Source organism: Sphaerospermopsis sp. LEGE 08334, from assembly GCF_015207205.1.
In the GTDB taxonomy this organism is placed as follows: Bacteria; Cyanobacteriota; Cyanobacteriia; order Cyanobacteriales; family Nostocaceae; genus Sphaerospermopsis.
The window spans coordinates 1-20992 of sequence record NZ_JADEXH010000028.1 but is presented as its reverse complement, the minus strand read 5'-3'; the positions used below and the strand labels follow the sequence as shown (position 1 = coordinate 20992).

Here is a 20992-nt window from a genome sequence, read left to right as displayed (position 1 = left end):
GCTAATGACCAATGACCAAGAAAAAATAACTATTTCAATCTTTCAGGTAGGCAATCTTGGCGAATGATGTCTTGATAGGTTTCCCTCTGCAAAATTAAATTTGCTTCACCGTTAGCCACTAACACAGCAGCCGGTCGGGGTAGACGATTATAGTTAGATGCCATACTGTAATTGTATGCTCCAGTTGCCATAACTACGAGAACGTCGCCTGGTTCAGTTTTGGGAAGTGGGGCGTTTTTAATCAGAATATCTCCTGATTCGCAGTGTTTACCCGCTACTGTGACTGTTTCTGTCAAAGGAGCAGACATTTTATTAGCTACTACTGCCCTGTAAACTGATTGATATGTTATGGGGCGAGGATTATCAGACATTCCCCCATCAATTGTGACATAAGTACGAATATCGGGAATGGTTTTAGCTGAACCAATAGTGTAGGCGGTAATGCAAGCTGTGGCAATGAGCGATCGCCCTGGTTCACAAAGTAGCTTGGGAAGGGGCAAGTTTTCAGCAGCGCAAGCTTCTTGCACCACTTCACAAATCGCCTTTGACCATTCTTCAATGCTTGGGGGATCGTCTGATTCGGTGTACTTAATCCCTAAACCACCACCGACATTTAACTCTGTCAATTCTAAATTATATTTAGCTGCATCTCGCAACCACTGTACCATCACAGCCGCTAAATCACGATGAGGTTGAAGTTCAAAAATTTGTGAACCAATATGAGCGTGTACACCCACACAGTTTAAAGCGGGTTCTTTGCTCGCAAAGGCAAATACCTCTTCTAAATCATTGGGGTCAAAACCAAATTTACTATCTAAATGTCCGGTGCGAATATACTCATGGGTATGACATTCAATCCCCGGAGTTAACCGCAGCATAATACGGATAGCTGTATTTGTGGTTGCCAGTTCTACCAAAGTATGTAATTCATACCAGTTATCAACAACAATGGTACAACCTGATTCAATGGCTAAAGTTAGCTCATCACGGGATTTATTATTTCCGTGGAGGTAGATTTTCTCTGGACTCACACCAGCTTCTAAAGCTGTGTAAAGTTCGCCACCAGATACTACATCTATTCCTAAACCTTCTGAAGCGACAATGGCGCAAACTGCTAAACAATTCCATGCTTTAGAGGCGTACAATACTTGAGATTCACCTTTGTAGTATTTTTTAAAGGTATCCCGGTATTGTTGGCAAGCTATCCGCAAGGTTGTTTCATCCAAAATATATAAAGGTGAACCAAACTGCTGAACTAGCTTTGTGACATCACACCCACCGATTTCTAGAAAATCATCACGATTAACTCTAGCAGTCAAGGGTAGGAGTTGTTGATTAGGATAAATATTTGTACTATCTTGGCTGGGAGATAGATATTGATTGCCAGAAGGTTGAACCTTGACGGGGTAAGTCGATACCATAACTAATAAAATCTGTCCTTGTTAAATTTACGAACGTGAGTTAAGCTCCCGATTCTAAGTTTACAGCTTTATTGGTGATTGGGGATTGGTGACCGGTGACTGGTGATTGGGTTATTAACTTCCCTTTCCTCCCCTGCTATCTATTCCCTATTCCCTGTTCCCTTCATCGTGAAACTATTAAATTTAAAAATTCAATCCTTGACTTTAGAGCATTTAACTGATTTGCTGGAACTTGATAAAGCCTGTTTTGATGGTTTGTGGACTATAGAAGGCTACCGTCGAGAGTTGGAAAGTCCTAATAGTCATTTTTTGGGTTTATTTACACCATTTTCCAAATCTGGTTTGTTGGCAATGGGTTGTTTTTGGTCAATTTTAGAAGAAGCGCATATTACAATTTTGGCGGTTCATCCTGAATATCAGGGTCAAGGTTTAGGACAGGCTTTGTTATATGCTCTACTGAAAACAGCAAGCGATCGCGGTTTAGAAAGGGCAACTTTGGAGGTTAGGGTTTCTAACCAAAAGGCAATTTCTCTGTATGAAAAATTTGGCTTTAAGACTGCGGGTAAAAGACCACGCTATTACCAGGATAATAATGAAGATGCTTTAATTTTGTGGACTTCTAACCTACAACAGCCCAGTTTTCTCAAAAATTTGGATGATTGGGAAGTGATGATTAGCGATCGCCTAAAGAAATCTTCTTGGAGTTTTATAATTTGTGAAGAAGGTGACAGGTGACAGGTGACAGGTGACAGTGTAAGAGAGAATAGGGAAGAGGGAGGTGGGGTGATGGGGTGATGGGGAGGTTAACAACCCAATGCCCAATGCCCAATGCCCAATGCCCAATTTATTAATATTTCAAAATAAATATTTTTGTTTGATAAATATTTTTTATACTTAAACTTTTTATATTGACAATGTACCATTATATATGATAATTAAGTTTGTTTGGGAATAGATTAACAAAATCTAAAAATTAGTGGTGTCCTGTTAGTCGTAATTTCCAGGAAAGCTAGTAAATTCAACCTCCTCATCAAACTAGCGATAGAGAAAGTAATAAAAATTAATGAATGAACCCATCAACTTGTGTGATGGCTGGGGGATATCTATTTTTTTGATAGAGATATCCAAAATTTTAGCCTGTGCTAAAATCAGCATACCGGCACGACGCAGGTGATGGGAAAAATGCCATGTTTGAACGCTTCACAGAAAAAGCCATTAAGGTAATCATGCTGGCCCAAGAAGAGGCCCGCCGTTTAGGTCACAACTTTGTGGGAACTGAGCAGATCCTCCTGGGTCTGATCGGGGAAGGCACGGGGGTGGCAGCCAAGGTGCTAAAGTCAATGGGTGTCAATCTTAAAGATGCCCGGATTGAAGTTGAAAAAATCATAGGTCGGGGTTCCGGCTTTGTGGCTGTGGAAATTCCGTTTACGCCACGGGCAAAGCGGGTTTTAGAACTATCCTTGGAAGAAGCACGCCAACTAGGGCATAACTACATTGGCACCGAGCATCTGCTGTTGGGTCTCATCCGTGAAGGGGAAGGCGTAGCAGCCAGGGTGCTAGAAAACCTGGGTGTAGATTTGTCTAAGGTGAGAACCCAAGTGATTAGGATGTTGGGAGAAACTGCGGAAGTGACTCCTGGCGGTTCTTCGGGTCGCACAAAAACCCCAACTTTGGATGAATTTGGCTCGAATTTGACCCAAATGGCTGTGGATAACAAACTCGATCCTGTGGTGGGACGCGCCAAGGAAATCGAGCGTGTGATTCAAATTTTGGGTCGCCGGACTAAAAATAATCCAGTGCTGATTGGTGAACCTGGGGTGGGTAAAACAGCCATTGCTGAAGGTTTAGCCAGTCGCATCGCTAACAAAGATATCCCGGATATCCTGGAAGATAAACGGGTGGTAACTCTGGATATTGGTTTACTGGTTGCAGGAACTAAGTACCGGGGTGAATTTGAAGAACGTCTAAAGAAAATCATGGATGAGATCCGCCAAGCGGGTAATGTCATCCTGGTAATTGACGAGGTTCATACTTTAATCGGTGCTGGTGCTGCTGAAGGGGCGATTGATGCTGCGAATATCCTCAAGCCAGCTTTGGCACGGGGTGAGTTACAGTGTATCGGCGCTACTACTTTGGATGAGTACCGCAAGCACATTGAACGGGATGCAGCGTTGGAAAGACGTTTTCAGCCTGTGATGGTTGGTGAACCTACCGTTGATGAAACAATAGAAATTTTATATGGTTTGCGCGATCGCTATGAAGCGCACCACAAGTTAAAAATCTCCGATGAAGCTTTAGTGGCGGCGGCGAAGTTGTCTGATAGATATATTAGCGATCGCTACCTTCCAGATAAAGCTATTGACTTAATTGATGAAGCTGGTTCTCGCGTCCGTTTGATTAATTCTCAGCTACCCCCAGCAGCGAAGGAGTTAGATAAGGAACTGCGGCAAATCTTAAAAGAAAAAGATGATGCTGTCCGTTCTCAAGACTTTGACCGTGCTGGAGAACTGCGCGACAGAGAAATGGAAATTAAAGCGGAAATTCGCTCCATTGCTCAAAACAAAACTAATGCAGCCGGTGGTGATGGTGTTGAACCTGTAGTTACAGAAGAGGACATCGCTCACATCGTTGCTTCTTGGACCGGTGTACCAGTGAACAAACTCACTGAGTCTGAATCTGAGAAGTTGCTGCACATGGAAGACACCTTACATCAGCGCCTCATCGGTCAAGATGATGCTGTGAAAGCTGTTTCCCGTGCGATTCGTCGCGCTAGAGTTGGTTTGAAGAATCCTAACCGACCCATTGCGAGTTTTGTCTTCTCTGGTCCGACTGGGGTAGGTAAAACCGAGTTGGCTAAATCCTTGGCTTCTTACTTCTTCGGTTCTGAAGAAGCAATGATTCGCTTAGATATGTCCGAGTACATGGAGCGTCACACCGTCAGTAAGTTGATCGGTTCTCCTCCAGGTTACGTTGGTTATAACGAAGGTGGTCAGTTAACAGAAGCTGTACGCCGTCGTCCTTACACTGTGGTGCTGTTTGACGAAATCGAAAAAGCACACCCCGATGTTTTCAATATGCTGCTGCAAATTTTAGAAGATGGTCGTTTGACTGATGCTAAAGGACGCACAGTGGACTTTAAGAACACTTTGTTAATTTTGACTTCTAACATTGGTTCTAAGGTAATTGAGAAGGGTGGTAGCGGTATTGGTTTCGAGTTTGCTGAGGATCAAACTGAGTCTCAATACAACCGGATTCGTTCTTTGGTGAATGAGGAACTGAAGCAATACTTCCGTCCTGAGTTCTTGAACCGTTTGGATGAAATTATCGTCTTCCGCCAGTTGAATAAGGCTGAAGTGACTGAAATCGCCGACATTATGCTTAAAGAAGTGTTTGGTCGGTTGACAGAAAAAGGCATTACTTTAGAAGTGAGCGATCGCTTCAAGGACCGCTTGATTCAAGAAGGTTACAGTCCCAGCTACGGTGCAAGGCCATTACGTCGGGCAATTATGCGCTTGTTGGAAGATAGTTTGGCGGAAGAAATTCTGTCTGGACGCATCAAAGACGGTGATGTTGCTTACGTTGATGTGGATGAAAATGGTGTTGTCCAAGTTACAGCTAGAGAAAGTCGGGAGTTGTTGACTCCTGGTGTTGAGTTGTAGTTAGGATTTTTTCAATAATAAATAAACGGTGGAGGATGTTGGTTCTCTGCCGTTTTTTTTGTTTTTTCTCACGCAGAGGCGCAGAGAGAGGGAGGGAGTGATATATTTTTGGTATTGAGTGGTATTGAGGAGTACAGGTCATTCCTACATCTGAGCAAAAAACGCAGTTATTTATTCTGTGTTGTTGGTTAACTAAGCTTTATTTACCTATAAATCTGGTTCGAGTTGATAAACGTACAGGTAATGTGTTTATCCTCGCGGGTGAAGAGAATATGATAGAAATATATCCTAATGGTAAATGGAGGTATGTGGTATGAGTCAGCCTAACTTCCAAAGTATGAGTACAAAGGAATTACGTGCTTATGTTTTATCTCATCGAGATGACCAAGAGGCATTCTACATTTATGTTGATAAATTGAATGCTGAGGCAAATTGGGTAGAAATGCCACCATCAGAATCTGTTGATGATTTGATGAATTATCCTGAGTTTTTGCAGCGTTTTAGTAATGAAAACGGGGTTTTGGGAAATCAAGAATAATTGGGAATTGACAGAAGTATGGATAGATTCGATGTTATCACCTCCATACATTCTGTTATTACTTTGTGATAAAGAGGGGAATTGTCAAGTTTATGATCCTAAACAGGGTAATAAGGTTGTATTTTCTAGTAATAATTATGAAGCAGCTAAGTTATGGTTATTAGAAGATGAGTATGAACCATTTGAAGGTAGGCTTTTAGCTGCTGAATTAGTGTGAGTTAGTATATGAGGTAGGGAAAATAATGACTAATACAAAATCTGTTCGTCGTCGTCAACAAGGTAGAATATTTCCAGAATTTACAATACCACCGGAAGAATTAGCTAGACGACAAGCTGAAAAAAATGCTCGTGGACAAAAAGCGCGTGTTGTGTTTGATCAAGTTTGTCCACAATTAATCGCCGATCATTACAATTGGTTTATTGTAATTGAACCAAATAGTGGTGATTATTTTATTGATCCAGATATAGCAATTGCTGAAAAGAAAGCACGTCAAAAATATCCTAGTGGCTGGATTATTACTTTTCGCATCAATGAAACAGGTGCTTGTGACAGAATATGATTTTAGGTAAGTTTGGTGAAATTGGGGAGTTAATTTTTGAAATAGATTTAATAACTCTTGATGAAGAAGAATATTCGATTGAACTGTTATTAGATACTGGGTTTACAACAGGTTGGTTAGCGATTGATATTCAAGATATTGCTGGTCTGGGATGGAATATCATTGAACAAAATCGCACTATGCGAATGGCGCGGGGTGAGGCTTTTTTTGATATCTATGAAGGTAAGGTGAAATTAGATGGACAGGAGTATATTATTCCTGTTTTAGCAGGGGAAGGTATTCCTGAACCTTTGCTGGGGTTGCAGTGGTTGAAAATATTACCGTTAACTGTTAATTTTTCAACAGGGATATTGACATTAGGGTAATATTAAGTTGATTAACTGCAAATGGGTTTAAGCAGTAAAGAAGTATAAGCTAACGAATGATAGTATTAAATCAAACAAATTTACTGTTATATTAAAATAATGCGTCTAATAAATCCTGTTTTTGCCATTCAATTCAATGTCTAATATTCAGATCATCAAGAAGAGAAAAGTTGCCGAACTCAAGCCTCATCCAAAAAATGAAAGTATTTATGGTGATGAAGATATACAAGAACTCGCTCAATCCATTAAAGAAAATGGTTTAAGCGACGCTCTCATTATCACACCTGATGGTAGGATTATTAGTGGACATAGACGCTGTAAGGCAGTTAAACTCTTGGGTTGGGAAACCGTTAATGTCATAGAAATAGAATTTCCTAATGAAGCAGAAGAATTAAAAGCTCTGCTACTCAAGAATCAAGTCAGACGAATAACAATCGAGCAAATATGCAGAGAAGGAATAATGTGGGAAGCGATTTTGTCACCTAAATCACTTCAGCGTAGGAGAGATAAAAATGGGAGTCAGGGAACAACTAGGGATAAAGTTGCAGCATTGATTGGTTTGGAATCTGGTTCTACTTTTTACAAAGGTAAGAGAGTAGTACAAGCTATTGATGAAGCAGAGAAAAATGGTGACATTGCCAAAGCAACCCGATTAAGAGAAGCATTGAATAAAAAGATTAATTCAGGTGATGAATTACGTGAAGTCTTATCATATATTGATAAGGCAGATAAATTTGGTTATATTGATGAAGCAGAAGCATTAAAAAAGGTATATGAAGAAAACGGTATTCATGCTGCTTTCACAAGTCCTGTTTTGACAATGCTCAAGAAAAATATAAAAAGCGGCAAAAAACAAGCTTTACCAACACAAACCAATAAAGAAAATGGCAAAAAGCAAGCCTCACAAACACAGAGCGATAATAATCAGAAAGAAAGTGATGTAAAGCAAAGTCAAACTCAACACACACAAACACAATGGGTATTAGCTAAATTAGGTCAAAAAATCTGTGGTTCAGTCTGGATAGCGTCTGATAATCGCTCAGATATATGGGACAATGAAAAATTAGGCGGCTTTAGTATTGATGCTTTACCAAATTTAGGAATCGGTAATCAATCACAAAAAATTGTTAAGTATATTGATGTAGTTTGGTTGAGTGGTGATAACCATGTGAATGCTGCTTTTGAGGTTGAATGTACCACATCTATATACTCAGGATTATTACGTTTAGCAGATTTAATTGCTCTTTCTCCAAACCTAACTTTTCCAGTTTATATCGTACTTCCTAAATCTCGTGTCAATAATGTGATAAAAGAGCTATCCAGAGCTTGTTTTAAAGGGTTGAAACTAGATAAAAAATGCCGATGGATATTTATTGAAGATTTATTAAAAGAATGGGAGGCTATTTTGAAATATGGTACAGTAGAGTCAATAATTGAAATTGCTCATAGTATTGACTCATTTAAAGTTGATAATGATGATTAATATAGTATTATTACAATATGAAACACATTTATGATTTAGAGAAGGTATTATGGAGTTTTGTATGAATACAGAGATAATTCAATTTTTGGAAGAAATCGAAAATGATCCAATTTGTCAAGAAGAAGCAAAACAAGCAGAAAAAATTGAAGATATTTTGCAAATTTGTGTAAACTTAGGTTATAAACTTACAATACAAGATTTGACAATTGGTATTAAAGAAAAATTAGAAGCTAAAAAAGAATATGATACTAAAAAATTCTACATTGGTTTTATTGAAAACCATAATTTTAAATTCAAAAAAATACCAGAAGGTATAGGAGGTTTAGATTACTTAAACACAAATATTATAACTGTCTGCCAGAAAAATGTTCTTGGTTAGCTTTTAGTTTAAGGTGTGTGATCGCTCTTAGTTAGATCATAGTGGAGGGAGTGCGTTAGCGAAGCTTACCGAAGGTATCGCTTCTAGTTAACAGTAAAAATAATGCGTATTTATTCAAACAAATTTTGAATATCTCTTGCACCATGAATTACCCTTACAAGTTCAATTCCATCAACCACGGAACGGTAAAACAAAAGATATTTACCAACAGAAAAACTTCTAAGTGATGGTGCTAATTCCTCACAAAGTTTCCCCATTTGTGGTGATTCTGATAAAAGTATCAACTTCTCATTAATAGCATCTATAATTCTATCAGCAGCAATTTCATTATCCTGACGAATATAGAGCCAGATTTCAATGAGGTCATTTTGAGCTTCTGGGGATTGAAAAATACTTGCCATATCTTAAATACTGCTAACTAATGCGCTTTGCAGCTTGTCTTTTTCTCCCTTCAGCTTTGATTTTTTCAGCATCAAAAGCTACACCTTCACCCCTATCAAGTTGGTCTATTCCTATTTGTATTTCCTTCCGCAATTCTTCCATTCTCAACTTCCGTAAATCTTCCCGTTCTTTTAATAACCGCAAACCTTCACGAATGACCTCGCTTTGTGACTGATATAGTCCACTATCAACGAGTTCAGCAACAAACTGGTCAAATGTAGAACCCAGATGAACATTCATAGATTCACCTTTGAATTAATTACATAGTCTTTTCTTTAGAATTGCACACCTGTCAATAATTGTCAATTTTTGTTAGTAGTGAGATGATCTAAATAATAAAAAACCATTCAAATACTTCAACCATGACAGAATTACTACAGCGTGCGATCGCAGAAATTGAGAAATTACCAGCAGAAGAACAAAATGCCATTGCTACCCGTCTTCTGGGTGAACTCAAAGACGAACAAGATTGGAAAATTCGTTTTACAGCTACAACAGATAGTGATGAATTGAAACTACAAAATATCAGCCGTCATGAATTGATGAAATTACCTAGAGAGGAACGGCAAAAAATTTTAGCTGCTCAATCTGAAGTCATGTTAGAGCATTATAATTTGGAAGAAATGCGTTGCTTTTACTCTTGAGAAATATGAATTAACTCCCCAGGTAAAATCACTGGAATTTCTGAACCTAAAAATGCAAATATATCACGAGTCACAATAATCTCCATTAATATTGTTATCACTAGAGGTATTTGCACCTTTAGCAATACCACGCAGTCGAGATAGATTACCTTTCTTAACAACTAATTGCGTTTCTTTCTGTGTTGATTCTAATACAGTTTGTACCAATTGCCAGCGTTCGTTCAGAGGTAATTTTAATACTTGTTTTTGCAATTCTTTTAATGTCATAATCAAAAATTTAAGAATATTCATTTTAATTATACATCAATATTAAGTTGGGTTACAGGTTATCAATAAATTATATATTAATCTGTATGAAATTATGACTCTTCAACCGGAGGAGCGTCTGAATACCTAAATTTTCCATCAATGTATTTAGTGAAATACCCCTTAATTTTGCTAACTCTATCAAATATTCTATCCGTTTCGCTTGCTGTTTTTCTATTATTGCAGTTAAGTGCAGTAACTCTTTATATTCATCATCTGTGATAATTTCTGCATCTCTTTTATCTATTAAATCGCTGTAAGATTTTTGAATATTTAAAGGAATACCTTGATTGATTTTCAATAATAATTCGGACTCCTGTTGCTGCAAACTCGGAGCATTTCTTTGTGCTTGTAAAGCGATGACTTGAGAAATAAACTGTTTTAAATCATCGTGATTAAACTGCTCAACTACTTTGAGCAAATCTTCTGAAGATAATTGCAGTTCAACTTGCATTTTTGGCATATTTCTATCTTACCAGCTATTTGAGTTGATTGTATTTCAATTATACCTGAATTTGCGGCTGGATACCCAATTTACAAAATTATTTAGCAAATTAACTTTGACGATAACTAACTACAGCAAATATGAAAGTGAATTTTCGTGTAACCAGACAATATTGAAAACTAACAACAAGTTCTGAATTATAATAAATATAATCACAAACCAAGGATTAACAAAATGCAAGCCATTCTACTCAGCAGCGAAGAAGTTGCCAAACGTGCTAAAGAATTATATGAAAATAGCATTCGTTCACAGGTGGAAACTGAAAAAAACATTGGTAAAATGGTGATTATTGATATCGAAACTGGTGAATATGCAGTTGATAAAATAGGGATAGAGTCAGCGCGTTATTTACGTAGTAAAAACCCCTTGGCTCGACTTTTTGGGATTCGTATTGGTTACAAATTCGCTGTTTCTTTCTGTGGGGATATGGAGCGTGATTATCGGTGATAAAATTATGGGTAAAATGTGCGATCGCTCTTATTTTTTATAAACTAAAAAAGAGCGATTGCGCGGAGCGCAGCGCCAGAGGCGATCGCCTATCTCAAATTACCCCTCTACTCCTCCACAGATGCTAACTTTAAAGGATACAATGGCTCAGATCCATTTAATTGCCAAATCCTAAACACCAACGCAGAAGCTACAGTTAACCACACACAAGAAAAAGATAAAATTATCCCCGCTAAAGGTACTGTTTGCCAATAAATTGCTGTGACAATAATTGCAGATAACCAAGGTCCTAAAATCACTACAGGAACAGCAGCACCTAATCTGCGTTCTACGGTAAAAATTGTATTCCAAGTATCACCGACAGCTAAATGAATCACAAATAAAATGAATGGTAATACTAAGAATTGATGATTTAATTCTTGCCAAATTAACACAGAAGAAATCACTCGTAAAACTGCAATTAGCATCCAAACTATAGGAAATGCTAAAGGTGGGGGCGACCATCTAGGTCTAATGACTTGAACATAAGTTGTTTGAGAACGGGTATTATCTAAAAGTGAAAAAATCCGAGAACGAATACTTAATAAGGCAAAAAATAAGGCAGTAACTACAGTGCTAACCCAACTAGGAAAGGAATAATTACTATCAATTAAATTGACTAACTTTTCCATTCCTAGTAATACTAGAATCATCGTTCCTATTTGTAGAATAGTCCCTAGTTTATAAACGATGACTGCTTTGATGTCTAGTTCTTGTGTTGCTGCTGATGTGTTGAGGGACTGTTTTTGATTCCCTGGTTTTACTCCCATTACCGTGTTGACAAACTTTTCCAGAATGCCGATATTATTAGTTTGATTCATGGTTGATATATTGCGAGTATTTTTTAGTAGTATTCATAAATTATTATATGATATAATTCACAATCAGCCGTAGTTATAAATAGTTATATTTTTTTACTTCCTGCTGTAGAATAAACCCATCTTCTCATGTTCGGTTTCTTTGACAATCAATTCAGACATATCTTGATAAATTGATAATCAAGCGAGTTGAAAGTAATTGCAATGAGTAATCTTTCCCATTCTCAGCCTGAGTATTTCGCACCACAAGAAAATAATGATCAGTTTTGGCAATACATACAATCTTTAAACCCAGAAGCAGTATCCCAACTATCTAAACCTAACTCACCAGAAGTATTAGAATTGATTCAAAAATCTATTGTTGCCATGTTAGGTAATTTGCCTCATGACAGATATAATACTATGATTACCACTAGCCGAGATGAATTAGGAAAACTTTTAGGTTCAGCGATGATTGATGGGTATTTTCTACGAAATGCAGAACAAAGATTAGAAATGGAAAAGACTTTTCAATTAGTAGATATTCAGTAAAAATTAAGGTTAAAAAGAGTTATCTGTTAGCTTCCATACCCGCCCAGAAATGAATTTCTGGGCTAATAACCAAAGTAAACTAAAGTTTACTAAAAATTTTCGGGTTATTTAGTCATCTTTAGATGACTTTTGCTATGAGACTGGGAATTAATTCCCAGGCGGGTTATGGTTTTACTTATCTACATCCTAAAGATTCACGAGTATCTACACCAGTTTTAGAATTAATACCACTAGCTTTAGCACAAAGTTTTTTAATCTCTACTCCATCTAAAACCGCGTTGGTAAAGTCCGCACCAGTAACATCAACTTTATCAAATATGGAACGCAACATCATCGCATCTGTTAATACTGCATCACTTAAATCAGCATTTTTGAACTTGGCTAAATAAGCAATACCTTGACTAAAATCTACACCATGTAAATTTACACCTTCTAATAGAGTACCATTAAACACAGCACCCCGTAAGTCAGCGTTGCTAAAGTTAGCGTTTTCTAGTTTAATGTTGGTAAATTCTTTACCTATTAAACTTTGTCCAGAAAAATCTTGACTTTCGACTTCATACCCCGCAGAACGGGTAATACTGGAAGAACTTGCTGCTTGTGCGGATAAGGGAGATACAAACAACACCACAGCTAAAACCACACTAGCGAGTATTTGCCAAATTTGCCCACGCTTCATAATTTTTGTTTAATAAATCTCAACAATTACACTATTAATTATTAACCCAAGTTGCTAGTTAGGAATAGGAGTCAGGAGTCAGGAGTCAGGAGTCAGGAGTCAGGAGTCAGGAGTCAGGAGTTACAGGAGTTCAGGAAGCAGAAGTTATTAGTTTTGACTTTTGAGTGCATGACTTTTGACTTAATACTAGGATGGATAAATGTTGACTTGCGATCGCCCAAAATACCTAAAATACCAAAAAAACCTGTGGCTAAACCAGAAAATAATACCCAAACTCTAGCGCAAACTTCTTTATATCACATCGGTGTTGAACTCAAAGCCCGCTTTACCAGCTTCGGTGGGTGGGAAATGCCGGTACAATATAGCGGTATTACCCAAGAACACCAAGCTGTTAGAAATGCTGCGGGGATGTTCGATATTTCCCACATGGGTAAATTTACTCTCCAAGGTCAAAACCTCATTTCCCAACTAGAAAAATTAGTTCCTTCCGATTTAAGTCGTATGCAACCCGGTCAAGCTCAATACACAGTATTGTTAAATGAGCAAGCGGGAATCATTGACGATATCATTATTTACTACCAAGGTAGAGAAAATACAGATAGCGAAAAAGCGGTAATTATCGTTAATGCTGCCACAACAGAAAAAGACAAAACATGGTTATTACAACATCTTGACCTGGATACAGTGCAGTTTCAAGACCTGTCACGGGACAAAATTTTAATTGCTGTTCAAGGTCCAAAAGCTACTAACATTTTACAATCTTTTGTATCCGATGATTTAACCCCAATTAAAGCCTTTGGACATCTAGAAACCAGTATTTTTGATCAACCTGCTTTCCTCGCTCGTACAGGCTACACTGGGGAAGATGGCTTTGAAGTGATGGTAGATCCTGAAGTGGGAATACAATTGTGGCAAAGTCTCTATGATGCTGGTGTCATTCCTTGTGGACTTGGTTGTAGAGATACATTGCGTTTAGAAGCTGCAATGGCACTTTATGGCCAAGATATTGACGATAACACCACACCCCTAGAAGCTGGTTTAGGATGGCTGGTACATTTAGATACTAAAGGCGATTTTATCGGGCGGGAAATTTTACAACAGCAAAAAACCGGGGGAGTACAACGTAAACTTGTAGGTTTGCAAACCCAAGGGCGAAATATTGCCCGTCATGGCTACCCCGTATTATCATCAGGTCAGGTAGTGGGAGACGTAACAAGCGGTACTTTATCACCTACCCTTGGTTATCCCATTGCTTTAGCTTATGTTTCCAGCCCACTGGCAACCGTTAAACAGCAGTTAGAAGTGGAGATACGCGGTAAAGCTTATCCAGCAGTCGTGGTAAAACGTCCTTTTTATCGCTCAAAAAATCGTGTTACTAACTGACAAGTTTTGAGATTTTTGAGGAATAATGTTGTTTGGGTTACTCTTGTAACTCCATTTTTTTTAACGTGGAAGAGGAAGTGTTATGGCTTTTGAATATCCCGATGATCTACGCTATCAAGATACTCATGAATATGTACGTCTAGATGGGGAAATAGCCACGATTGGTATTACTGAGTTTGCTATAGATCAACTGGGTGATATTGTATTTTTGGAACTGTCAGAAATTGGTGAGGCAGTCGAAGTAGGAAAAAAATTCGGTACAATTGAATCTGTTAAAGCGGTGGAAGACCTCAATTCACCAGTTACAGGTACAGTAGTAGAACGCAATGAAGATTTGATTAACTCTCCTGAGTCAATAGTTGATGATCCTTATGGGGAGAGTTGGTTGGTCAAAGTGCGTGTTAATGATCCTGGTGAAGTTGAAGATGGGATGACAGCTAGTGAGTATAGTGCTTCAGTAGAAGGTTTGTAAACCTGGGGACAGGTGACAGGTGACAGGTGACAGAGTTGAAATGTTCTTTGGATCTGTTTCTTGTCATCTGTTGATATACAGCAGGAGTCAGGAGTCAGGAGTCAGGAGTCAGGAGTCAGGAGTAAAACTTGCTTTGTGTATAGGTTTCAATTTAGATTTTGTACCTCATTGATCTGCAATCTGCTGTAAATTAAAACAAATCCCAAAAAATTTTTCTCATGAGACAGGTATCTTCTCCCCGTCGCAGTCGCATCCTTTCATCAGCAACTACAAAAACTGCACAGTTATCAGACATACATCATTCTCAAGCAAAACGTCAGGAAATAGCTAAACGGTGTCGTGTTATTTTTGAACGTCTTCGAGAACAGCTAATAGTAGATCATCATAACTGGTTTATTGCCATTGACCCCGATATGGAAGAATATTTGATTAATCCTGATCTACAAGGGTTAATACAGCAAATTCGTCAAAAATACAGCGATAACGACCTGAAACTAACTATATTTCGCCTCAATGATACGGGAAACTGCGGTAGATTATGGGTATAGGTTCTTTTGGTGACAATGGTGAGTTATGGTTAGAAATTCAGTTAGTTGCTACCAATAGCGAAGTATTTTCCGTTGAAGCTCTTTTAGATACTGGTTTTACTGGTGGGTGGTTAGCTATCAACTCCCAAGACTTAGCAGTTTTGGAGTGGCCAAGAATTGCAGCACAAATTGAAATGCGAACAGTAAGAGGTGAAGATTATTTTGATTTGTATGAAGGTAGAGTCATAGTTGATGAAACAGAGTTGATCATTCCTGTTCATGTTGGAGATGATATACCTGATACTCTCATGGGTTCAGCATGGTTGGATATCATGGAACTATTCATCAATAAATCTAAAAGTATATTTACGCTAAACAAAGTGGAATAATCTATTTTCTTAGATTCTATTCGTCAACTATGATAATTAATTTTCCTATTCCCTAATATTTCCAAGTAATCATTACAATATATTAAACTGTGACATCTGGAGCATAATTTGTGGTATCTAATCCCCCACGTCCTCAAGTTTCCGCTAAAATCAACCAAATAAGTGAGTTTGCTAAAAGACACATCGGACCAAAATCCGATGATGTTCAGCAAATGTTAAATTTCTTGGGTTTGTCTAGTTTAGATGACTTAATTGATAAAACCGTACCTTCATCTATTCGCTTTAACCAAGATTTAAAATTACCATCAGCACAAAGCGAATATGCAGCATTAGCAAAATTAAAACAAATCGCTGACAAGAATCAAGTTTACCGTTCTTACATCGGTATGGGGTATTACGATTGTATCACTCCCCCGGTGATTCAACGGAACATCTTAGAAAATCCCGGTTGGTATACAGCATACACCCCTTATCAGCCAGAAATCGCTCAAGGACGTTTAGAAGCGTTGCTAAATTTCCAAACCATGATTATTGATTTAACTGGTTTAGAAATTGCAAACGCATCTTTATTAGACGAAGCGACAGCAGCAGCAGAAGCAATGAGTATGAGTTATGGTATCTGTAAAAATAAATCACATAACTTTTTTGTTTCTAGTGCGTGTCATCCCCAAACTATTGATGTATTGCATACTCGCGCTAAACCTTTAGGCATTAATATCATTATCGGTGATCATCAAACTTTTGATTTTTCCGAAACTATCTTTGGGGCAATTCTGCAATATCCCGCAACTGATGGTAAAATTTACGACTATCGCAACTTTATAGAACTGTCCCATGCTCAGGGTGCATTGGTGACAATAGCAGCAGATCCTCTCAGTTTAACATTACTCACACCACCCGGTGAATTAGGCGCAGATATAGCAGTAGGAAGCACCCAGAGGTTTGGTATTCCGATGGGATTCGGTGGACCCCATGCGGCGTATTTTGCTACTAAAGAGGAGTATAAACGCTTAGTTCCAGGGCGGATCGTGGGTGTATCAAAAGATGTTCATGGTAAATCTGCTTATCGGTTAGCTTTACAAACCCGTGAACAGCATATTCGCAGAGATAAAGCCACCAGTAATATTTGTACAGCGCAGGTATTGTTGGCAGTGATGGCGGGGATGTATGCAGTGTATCATGGACCCGATGGTTTAAGGGGAATTGCTCAAAATATCCATGAACTTACCGCAACTTTAGCCGCAGGTTTGCAAAAGTTAGGTTATAAAATTGTTAGTGACAACTTTTTTGATACTCTGCGGATAGAGTTAGGAAATACCAGTTTACAGGCAATTTTAGAAGCTGTGGATGCCAGAAATATCAACTTGCGAATTTTTGATAATTCTGATGTGGGTATTTCCTTAGATGAAACGACAACGGAAGCAGATGTAATTGATTTATTGCAAGTTTTCGCACTGCAAGATCAGCTACCTTTTAATATTGCAGAAATCACTTTTTCAAGTTCTCAGATTTCCCAACTTCGTGAAAGTAAATATCTCACTCATTCCATTTTCAACCGCTATCATTCAGAAACGGAATTATTACGTTATTTACATCAACTAGAAACCAAGGATTTATCATTAACAACATCAATGATTCCTTTGGGTTCTTGTACCATGAAGTTAAACGCAACTTCAGAAATGATTCCCGTAACTTGGGCAGAATTTGGGAAAATCCATCCTTTTGCACCAATTTCTCAAACCAGAGGTTATCAAATTCTCTTTCAAAAATTAGAAACCTGGTTAGGAGAAATTACAGGTTTTGCCGGAATTTCTTTACAACCAAATGCAGGTTCTCAAGGTGAATATGCGGGACTTTTGGTAATTAGAGACTATCATGAAAATCGGGGAGAAGGACACAGAAATGTTTGTTTAATTCCTCAATCTGCACATGGTACAAATCCTGCAAGTGCGGTAATGTGTGGAATGAAAGTTGTAGGAATTGCTTGTGATGATCAGGGTAATATTGATGTTGCTGATTTAAAAGCGAAAGCTGAAAAACATAGCAATGAATTAGCAGCTTTAATGGTGACATATCCATCAACTCATGGTGTGTTTGAAGAAGCAATTCAAGAAATTTGTGCCATAGTTCATGAACACGGTGGACAAGTTTACATGGATGGAGCTAATATGAATGCTCAGGTGGGTATTTGTCGTCCTGGTGATATTGGTGCAGATGTCTGTCACTTGAATTTACACAAAACTTTCTGTATTCCTCATGGTGGTGGTGGTCCGGGAATGGGTCCTATTGGTGTCGCTTCCCATCTCGTACCCTTTTTACCAGGTCATTTTGTGACAACAATACAGCAAAATAATCCAAAATCCAAAATCCAAAATCCAAAATTCTCTGGTGCGGTTTCTGCTGCACCTTGGGGAAGTGCGAGTATTTTGGTAATTTCTTGGATGTATATTGCAATGATGGGTGCAGAGGGGTTAACGGAAGCTACCAAAATTGCGATTTTAAATGCTAATTACATCGCTAAGAAATTGGAGTCATTTTATCCGGTTTTGTATCAGGGAAAAAATGGTTTTGTGGCACATGAATGTATTTTAGATTTACGTGCTTTGAAAAAATCAGCAAACATCGAAATTGATGATGTTGCGAAGCGGTTAATGGACTATGGTTTTCATGCTCCTACCGTTTCTTGGCCTGTGGCTGGTACAATTATGGTAGAACCAACGGAAAGCGAATCTAAGGAAGAATTGGATCGTTTTTGTGAGGCGTTAATTGCGATTAGAAAGGAGATTTCTGAGATTGAATCTGGTAAGATGGATCTGCAAGATAATCTGTTGAAAAATGCGCCTCACACTGCGGAAAGTTTGATTGTTGGTGAGTGGAATCATGGTTATTCTCGTGAACAAGCTGCTTATCCTGCAAGTTGGAGTAAGGAATTTAAGTTCTGGCCAAGTGTGGGTAGGATAGATGCTGCTTTTGGGGATCGGAATTTTGTTTGTTCTTGTTTACCGATGGAGGCTTATAGTTAGTTAATTGTAGGGTGCGTTAATGAAATGTAACGCACCATTTTGATTGTGATTTGTTAATTATCTTTTAGAAGTCCGGTATCTAAATTTTATAACCTAGCTTATCTACTAAGACCTACCCATGAAACAGATATGTTGTCTAAACCCAGACTGTGATAACCCCTTACAACCCGATACTGAAAAATTTTGTTTTAACTGTGGTGTTCCCTTAGTTATCCTCAGAAGTCGTTATCGTCCTATTAAACCATTAGGTGGAGGAGGTTTTGCCAAAACCTATTTAGCAGAAGATATTGATAAATTAGAGGAAAATTGTGTTATTAAACAACTAGCACCACAAACTCAGAGTAGCTATGCTTTAAAAAAAGCTCAAGAATTATTTGAACAAGAAGCAAAACAATTACAAAAAATTGAACATCTCCAAATTCCCAAACTAAAAGCCTATTTTGAAGAAAGAGGCTATTTATATTTAATTCAAGATTTTATTGATGGAGAAGATTTATTAATAGAATTAACAAATCAAGGAAAATTTAATGATAAAAAAATCAAAGCCTTATTACTAGAATTATTGCCAGTTCTCATAATAGTTCATAATCAAAATATTATTCATCGGGATATTAAACCTGAGAATATCATGCGTCGCTACAGTGATGGTAAATTATTTTTAATTGATTTTGGGGCTTCTAAACAAATTCATGGAACATTGCAGTCAAGTACAAGAATTGGTACTTTTGGTTATGCTGCTGTTGAACAAATGGATGATGGAGAAGTTTATCCTGCTAGTGATTTATTTAGTCTAGGTGCAACTTGTTTTCATTTGCTCACTGATGTTCATCCTTGGCATTTATGGAAAAATCAAGGTTATGCTTGGGTAAATAATTGGCGTGATCATGTACAACAATCCGTTAGTGTAGAATTAGGAGAAATTTTAGATAATTTATTAAAATTCAACTATGAAGATCGTTATCAGTCAGCACAGGAAGTTTTAAAGGTTTTACAAAGTTCTATACAAAGTCCCAGTTTCCAACCTCCCAACTCAAAAATTTCTAATTTCCCACAGTCTAACCAACAATTAGCATTTTCACGTCGTAGTCTTATTCAAACTGTGGGGTTACTAATTTGTGTTTTTAGTTTAATAATTATTGGACAAAATATATTGATGAATAAAAACAATAAACCAGTTACAGAAAATCCTCCAATTTTAGACAATATTAGAACTTTGAGCAAAGATAATAAACTAAATCCAGAAAATTCTCTCAAGCCAAATAATATTATATCTTTGAGAAAAGTAAAAATATCTAGTGTTGAGGTGACTACTAGTCCACTTTACAGTATTATCAATTTATTAACAGAAATGATAATCTATATCTTTAAAATAGCCTTTCGTATTACATGGGAATCAATCATTTTTACATGGAAAATAACCCTTGCTTTTTGGGAAATTTTACTTCGTATTTTCAGTTTAATAATATCTTTTTTGAAAATATGGTAATTTTGCATTTGCCCACCCCACAAGATTTAACCATTTTAGGATTATAAAATTTAGGTGCGTAATAGCTTATCCAGGATTTGAGGATTTTCAGGATTGTTATTTGTAGGTTATTGGTGGGATGCTGAAATTTTTATTGTCTGAATCAGGATGTCCAGGATTTGAGGATTTTCAGGATTGTTATTTGTAAATTATTGGTGGGATGGGGAAATTTTAATTGTCTGAATCAGGATGTCCAGGATTTGAGGATTTTCAGGATTGTTATTTGTAGGTTATTGGTGGGATGCTGAAATTGTCATTGTCTGAATCAGGATGTCCAGGATTTGAGGATTTACAGGATTGTAATTGATGAATTGTCTGTAAATATTGAAAGATGATAAAATACAGTTACACCAACAGTCAAGAAGTAACAGCAGATAATTTAATAATTTAACAGATAATTTATCTTATCAATCATCCCAAAGTCTCTATTTCTCATAGACAATAAAACAACAACATCCTGTAAATCCTATAATCCTGCTTATCCTGATTCTGACAAATTAAACATGATATCTAGAATTAAAAACCTTCCTATATTCCAACTTCAACGCACCAAAATTAATCAACAACCCCACAGGAAAATTATAAGCAACCAAATAATTTTTCGCTTGCGCTAAATGGACATCTTCTAAATTAATTATCGCTTTCAACTCCACAACAACCTGATTTTCAACTATAACCCACATTCCGCACTTCAAAATGTAGTACATATACAAGTATCATAAGCAGCATAGAGGCTTAAATATAAATACGCAATAAAGAAAGTAAAAATATAGACTTTAATTCCCATTTGACTACTAAAGAGAAATTCATAGGGCATTGAGAATAAATTCAGGAAAAAATGAGAGAATGAGACTGAAT

26 protein-coding genes are annotated in these 20992 nt (G+C 37.4%); 18 read left to right on the top strand and 8 right to left on the bottom strand.

The features are described from left to right. Positions 1 to 29: 29 nt before the first annotated feature. A complete protein-coding gene (gene lysA / locus IQ237_RS16195) occupies positions 30 to 1421 on the bottom strand; it encodes a diaminopimelate decarboxylase (protein ID WP_194056917.1) in 1392 nt (463 codons plus the stop codon). A 165-nt stretch (positions 1422 to 1586) separates the two neighbouring features. On the opposite strand from lysA, the gene rimI reads away from it, so the two are divergent. From rimI to IQ237_RS16155, 9 genes are all read left to right on the top strand, one after another. Continuing rightward, on the top strand, positions 1587 to 2156 hold the full coding sequence (gene rimI / locus IQ237_RS16190) for a ribosomal protein S18-alanine N-acetyltransferase (protein WP_375539910.1): 570 nt from the start codon (positions 1587 to 1589) through the stop codon (positions 2154 to 2156). Positions 2157 to 2608: 452 nt separating this feature from the next. Beyond that, entirely contained in the window at positions 2609 to 5080 is a 2472-nt protein-coding gene (locus IQ237_RS16185) for an ATP-dependent Clp protease ATP-binding subunit (RefSeq protein ID WP_096571105.1), read from the top strand. A 140-nt stretch (positions 5081 to 5220) separates the two neighbouring features. Continuing rightward, positions 5221 to 5397: a DUF6888 family protein gene (locus IQ237_RS27055; RefSeq protein WP_371416113.1), complete on the top strand. Its 177-nt coding sequence runs from the start codon at positions 5221 to 5223 to the stop codon at positions 5395 to 5397. Continuing rightward, complete coding sequence (locus IQ237_RS16180; protein ID WP_194056913.1) at positions 5394 to 5618, top strand: DUF6887 family protein; 225 nt, start codon at positions 5394 to 5396, stop codon at positions 5616 to 5618. The genes IQ237_RS27055 and IQ237_RS16180 overlap by 4 nt, the downstream gene beginning before the upstream one ends. Beyond that, complete coding sequence (locus IQ237_RS16175) at positions 5587 to 5835, top strand: hypothetical protein (RefSeq protein ID WP_194056911.1); 249 nt, start codon at positions 5587 to 5589, stop codon at positions 5833 to 5835. The genes IQ237_RS16180 and IQ237_RS16175 overlap by 32 nt, the downstream gene beginning before the upstream one ends. Positions 5836 to 5860: 25 nt before the next feature. Continuing rightward, positions 5861 to 6178 (top strand): hypothetical protein, encoded by a 318-nt coding sequence (locus IQ237_RS16170; protein WP_194056909.1) that lies wholly within the window; start codon positions 5861 to 5863, stop codon positions 6176 to 6178. Next, positions 6175 to 6543 carry an aspartyl protease gene (locus tag IQ237_RS16165; RefSeq protein WP_194056907.1) on the top strand — a complete coding sequence of 123 codons (369 nt, stop codon included), beginning with the start codon at positions 6175 to 6177 and terminating at the stop codon, positions 6541 to 6543. Before IQ237_RS16170 ends, IQ237_RS16165 begins: the two co-directional genes overlap by 4 nt. A gap of 136 nt (positions 6544 to 6679) precedes the next feature. Next, the gene (locus tag IQ237_RS16160; protein WP_194056905.1) at positions 6680 to 8026 is read left to right on the top strand and encodes a ParB N-terminal domain-containing protein; all 1347 of its coding nucleotides are present in this window, start codon (positions 6680 to 6682) and stop codon (positions 8024 to 8026) included. A 61-nt stretch (positions 8027 to 8087) separates the two neighbouring features. Further along, positions 8088 to 8405 (top strand): Nif11-like leader peptide family natural product precursor, encoded by a 318-nt coding sequence (locus tag IQ237_RS16155; RefSeq protein WP_194056903.1) that lies wholly within the window; start codon positions 8088 to 8090, stop codon positions 8403 to 8405. Between the two features lie 110 nt (positions 8406 to 8515). Here the strand turns inward: IQ237_RS16155 and IQ237_RS16150 are convergent, their stop codons facing one another. Beyond that, a complete protein-coding gene (locus IQ237_RS16150; RefSeq protein ID WP_194056901.1) occupies positions 8516 to 8806 on the bottom strand; it encodes a type II toxin-antitoxin system RelE/ParE family toxin in 291 nt (96 codons plus the stop codon). Between the two features lie 13 nt (positions 8807 to 8819). Beyond that, entirely contained in the window at positions 8820 to 9086 is a 267-nt protein-coding gene (locus tag IQ237_RS16145) for a type II toxin-antitoxin system ParD family antitoxin (RefSeq protein ID WP_194056899.1), read from the bottom strand. Positions 9087 to 9208: 122 nt separating this feature from the next. On the opposite strand from IQ237_RS16145, the gene IQ237_RS16140 reads away from it, so the two are divergent. After that, entirely contained in the window at positions 9209 to 9490 is a 282-nt protein-coding gene (locus tag IQ237_RS16140) for a hypothetical protein (RefSeq protein WP_194057025.1), read from the top strand. Between the two features lie 63 nt (positions 9491 to 9553). Here the strand turns inward: IQ237_RS16140 and IQ237_RS16135 are convergent, their stop codons facing one another. Then, positions 9554 to 9781: a hypothetical protein gene (locus IQ237_RS16135; protein ID WP_228020374.1), complete on the bottom strand. Its 228-nt coding sequence runs from the start codon at positions 9779 to 9781 to the stop codon at positions 9554 to 9556. A 46-nt stretch (positions 9782 to 9827) separates the two neighbouring features. Next, positions 9828 to 10259, bottom strand: coding sequence for an STAS/SEC14 domain-containing protein (locus tag IQ237_RS16130; RefSeq protein ID WP_194056893.1), 432 nt, complete (start codon positions 10257 to 10259; stop codon positions 9828 to 9830). A gap of 216 nt (positions 10260 to 10475) precedes the next feature. Here IQ237_RS16130 and IQ237_RS16125 point away from each other — a divergent pair, with 216 nt between their 5' ends. Then, positions 10476 to 10748: a hypothetical protein gene (locus tag IQ237_RS16125; protein ID WP_194056892.1), complete on the top strand. Its 273-nt coding sequence runs from the start codon at positions 10476 to 10478 to the stop codon at positions 10746 to 10748. Between the two features lie 107 nt (positions 10749 to 10855). On the opposite strand, the gene IQ237_RS16120 is transcribed toward IQ237_RS16125, so the two are convergent. Beyond that, positions 10856 to 11608, bottom strand: coding sequence for a TspO/MBR family protein (locus IQ237_RS16120; protein ID WP_194056890.1), 753 nt, complete (start codon positions 11606 to 11608; stop codon positions 10856 to 10858). A 201-nt stretch (positions 11609 to 11809) separates the two neighbouring features. Here IQ237_RS16120 and IQ237_RS16115 point away from each other — a divergent pair, with 201 nt between their 5' ends. Further along, the gene (locus IQ237_RS16115; protein ID WP_194056888.1) at positions 11810 to 12136 is read left to right on the top strand and encodes a DUF760 domain-containing protein; all 327 of its coding nucleotides are present in this window, start codon (positions 11810 to 11812) and stop codon (positions 12134 to 12136) included. Between the two features lie 175 nt (positions 12137 to 12311). Here the strand turns inward: IQ237_RS16115 and IQ237_RS16110 are convergent, their stop codons facing one another. Further along, a complete protein-coding gene (locus IQ237_RS16110) occupies positions 12312 to 12815 on the bottom strand; it encodes a pentapeptide repeat-containing protein (protein ID WP_194056886.1) in 504 nt (167 codons plus the stop codon). A 246-nt stretch (positions 12816 to 13061) separates the two neighbouring features. Here IQ237_RS16110 and gcvT point away from each other — a divergent pair, with 246 nt between their 5' ends. The 6 genes from gcvT (at position 13062) to IQ237_RS16080 (ending at position 20095) form a co-directional block, all read left to right on the top strand. Next, positions 13062 to 14198 (top strand): glycine cleavage system aminomethyltransferase GcvT, encoded by a 1137-nt coding sequence (gene gcvT / locus IQ237_RS16105; protein WP_246605589.1) that lies wholly within the window; start codon positions 13062 to 13064, stop codon positions 14196 to 14198. Between the two features lie 82 nt (positions 14199 to 14280). Beyond that, a complete protein-coding gene (gene gcvH, locus IQ237_RS16100) occupies positions 14281 to 14670 on the top strand; it encodes a glycine cleavage system protein GcvH (RefSeq protein WP_194056882.1) in 390 nt (129 codons plus the stop codon). 218 nt (positions 14671 to 14888) lie between these two features. Beyond that, positions 14889 to 15218, top strand: a complete 330-nt coding sequence (locus IQ237_RS16095) for a hypothetical protein (protein ID WP_194056880.1) — start codon at positions 14889 to 14891, stop codon at positions 15216 to 15218. After that, the gene (locus IQ237_RS16090) at positions 15209 to 15586 is read left to right on the top strand and encodes an aspartyl protease (protein WP_194056878.1); all 378 of its coding nucleotides are present in this window, start codon (positions 15209 to 15211) and stop codon (positions 15584 to 15586) included. The genes IQ237_RS16095 and IQ237_RS16090 overlap by 10 nt, the downstream gene beginning before the upstream one ends. 110 nt (positions 15587 to 15696) lie before the next feature. Continuing rightward, positions 15697 to 18609 (top strand): aminomethyl-transferring glycine dehydrogenase, encoded by a 2913-nt coding sequence (gene gcvP / locus IQ237_RS16085; RefSeq protein WP_194056877.1) that lies wholly within the window; start codon positions 15697 to 15699, stop codon positions 18607 to 18609. A gap of 118 nt (positions 18610 to 18727) precedes the next feature. Further along, entirely contained in the window at positions 18728 to 20095 is a 1368-nt protein-coding gene (locus IQ237_RS16080) for a serine/threonine-protein kinase (RefSeq protein ID WP_194056875.1), read from the top strand. A gap of 536 nt (positions 20096 to 20631) precedes the next feature. On the opposite strand, the gene IQ237_RS16075 is transcribed toward IQ237_RS16080, so the two are convergent. Beyond that, a complete protein-coding gene (locus IQ237_RS16075; protein WP_228020372.1) occupies positions 20632 to 20817 on the bottom strand; it encodes a GxxExxY protein in 186 nt (61 codons plus the stop codon). Positions 20818 to 20992: the final 175 nt, after the last annotated feature.

Bases quoted from the DNA above. Each gene is read 5' to 3' on its own strand.
- lysA (WP_194056917.1), bottom strand. From the start codon at position 1,421: ATGGTATCGACTTACCCCGTCAAGGTTCAACCTTCTGGCAATCAATAT.
- IQ237_RS16185 (WP_096571105.1), top strand. From the start codon at position 2,609: ATGTTTGAACGCTTCACAGAAAAAGCCATTAAGGTAATCATGCTGGCC.
- IQ237_RS16180 (WP_194056913.1), top strand. From the start codon at position 5,394: ATGAGTCAGCCTAACTTCCAAAGTATGAGTACAAAGGAATTACGTGCT.
- IQ237_RS16175 (WP_194056911.1), top strand. From the start codon at position 5,587: ATGAAAACGGGGTTTTGGGAAATCAAGAATAATTGGGAATTGACAGAA.
- IQ237_RS16170 (WP_194056909.1), top strand. From the start codon at position 5,861: ATGACTAATACAAAATCTGTTCGTCGTCGTCAACAAGGTAGAATATTT.
- IQ237_RS16165 (WP_194056907.1), top strand. From the start codon at position 6,175: ATGATTTTAGGTAAGTTTGGTGAAATTGGGGAGTTAATTTTTGAAATA.
- IQ237_RS16160 (WP_194056905.1), top strand. From the start codon at position 6,680: ATGTCTAATATTCAGATCATCAAGAAGAGAAAAGTTGCCGAACTCAAG.
- IQ237_RS16155 (WP_194056903.1), top strand. From the start codon at position 8,088: ATGAATACAGAGATAATTCAATTTTTGGAAGAAATCGAAAATGATCCA.
- IQ237_RS16150 (WP_194056901.1), bottom strand. From the start codon at position 8,806: ATGGCAAGTATTTTTCAATCCCCAGAAGCTCAAAATGACCTCATTGAA.
- IQ237_RS16145 (WP_194056899.1), bottom strand. From the start codon at position 9,086: ATGAATGTTCATCTGGGTTCTACATTTGACCAGTTTGTTGCTGAACTC.
- IQ237_RS16140 (WP_194057025.1), top strand. From the start codon at position 9,209: ATGACAGAATTACTACAGCGTGCGATCGCAGAAATTGAGAAATTACCA.
- IQ237_RS16135 (WP_228020374.1), bottom strand. From the start codon at position 9,781: ATGAATATTCTTAAATTTTTGATTATGACATTAAAAGAATTGCAAAAA.
- IQ237_RS16130 (WP_194056893.1), bottom strand. From the start codon at position 10,259: ATGCCAAAAATGCAAGTTGAACTGCAATTATCTTCAGAAGATTTGCTC.
- IQ237_RS16125 (WP_194056892.1), top strand. From the start codon at position 10,476: ATGCAAGCCATTCTACTCAGCAGCGAAGAAGTTGCCAAACGTGCTAAA.
- IQ237_RS16120 (WP_194056890.1), bottom strand. From the start codon at position 11,608: ATGAATCAAACTAATAATATCGGCATTCTGGAAAAGTTTGTCAACACG.
- IQ237_RS16115 (WP_194056888.1), top strand. From the start codon at position 11,810: ATGAGTAATCTTTCCCATTCTCAGCCTGAGTATTTCGCACCACAAGAA.
- IQ237_RS16110 (WP_194056886.1), bottom strand. From the start codon at position 12,815: ATGAAGCGTGGGCAAATTTGGCAAATACTCGCTAGTGTGGTTTTAGCT.
- gcvH (WP_194056882.1), top strand. From the start codon at position 14,281: ATGGCTTTTGAATATCCCGATGATCTACGCTATCAAGATACTCATGAA.
- IQ237_RS16095 (WP_194056880.1), top strand. From the start codon at position 14,889: ATGAGACAGGTATCTTCTCCCCGTCGCAGTCGCATCCTTTCATCAGCA.
- IQ237_RS16090 (WP_194056878.1), top strand. From the start codon at position 15,209: ATGGGTATAGGTTCTTTTGGTGACAATGGTGAGTTATGGTTAGAAATT.
- IQ237_RS16080 (WP_194056875.1), top strand. From the start codon at position 18,728: ATGAAACAGATATGTTGTCTAAACCCAGACTGTGATAACCCCTTACAA.
- IQ237_RS16075 (WP_228020372.1), bottom strand. From the start codon at position 20,817: ATGTGGGTTATAGTTGAAAATCAGGTTGTTGTGGAGTTGAAAGCGATA.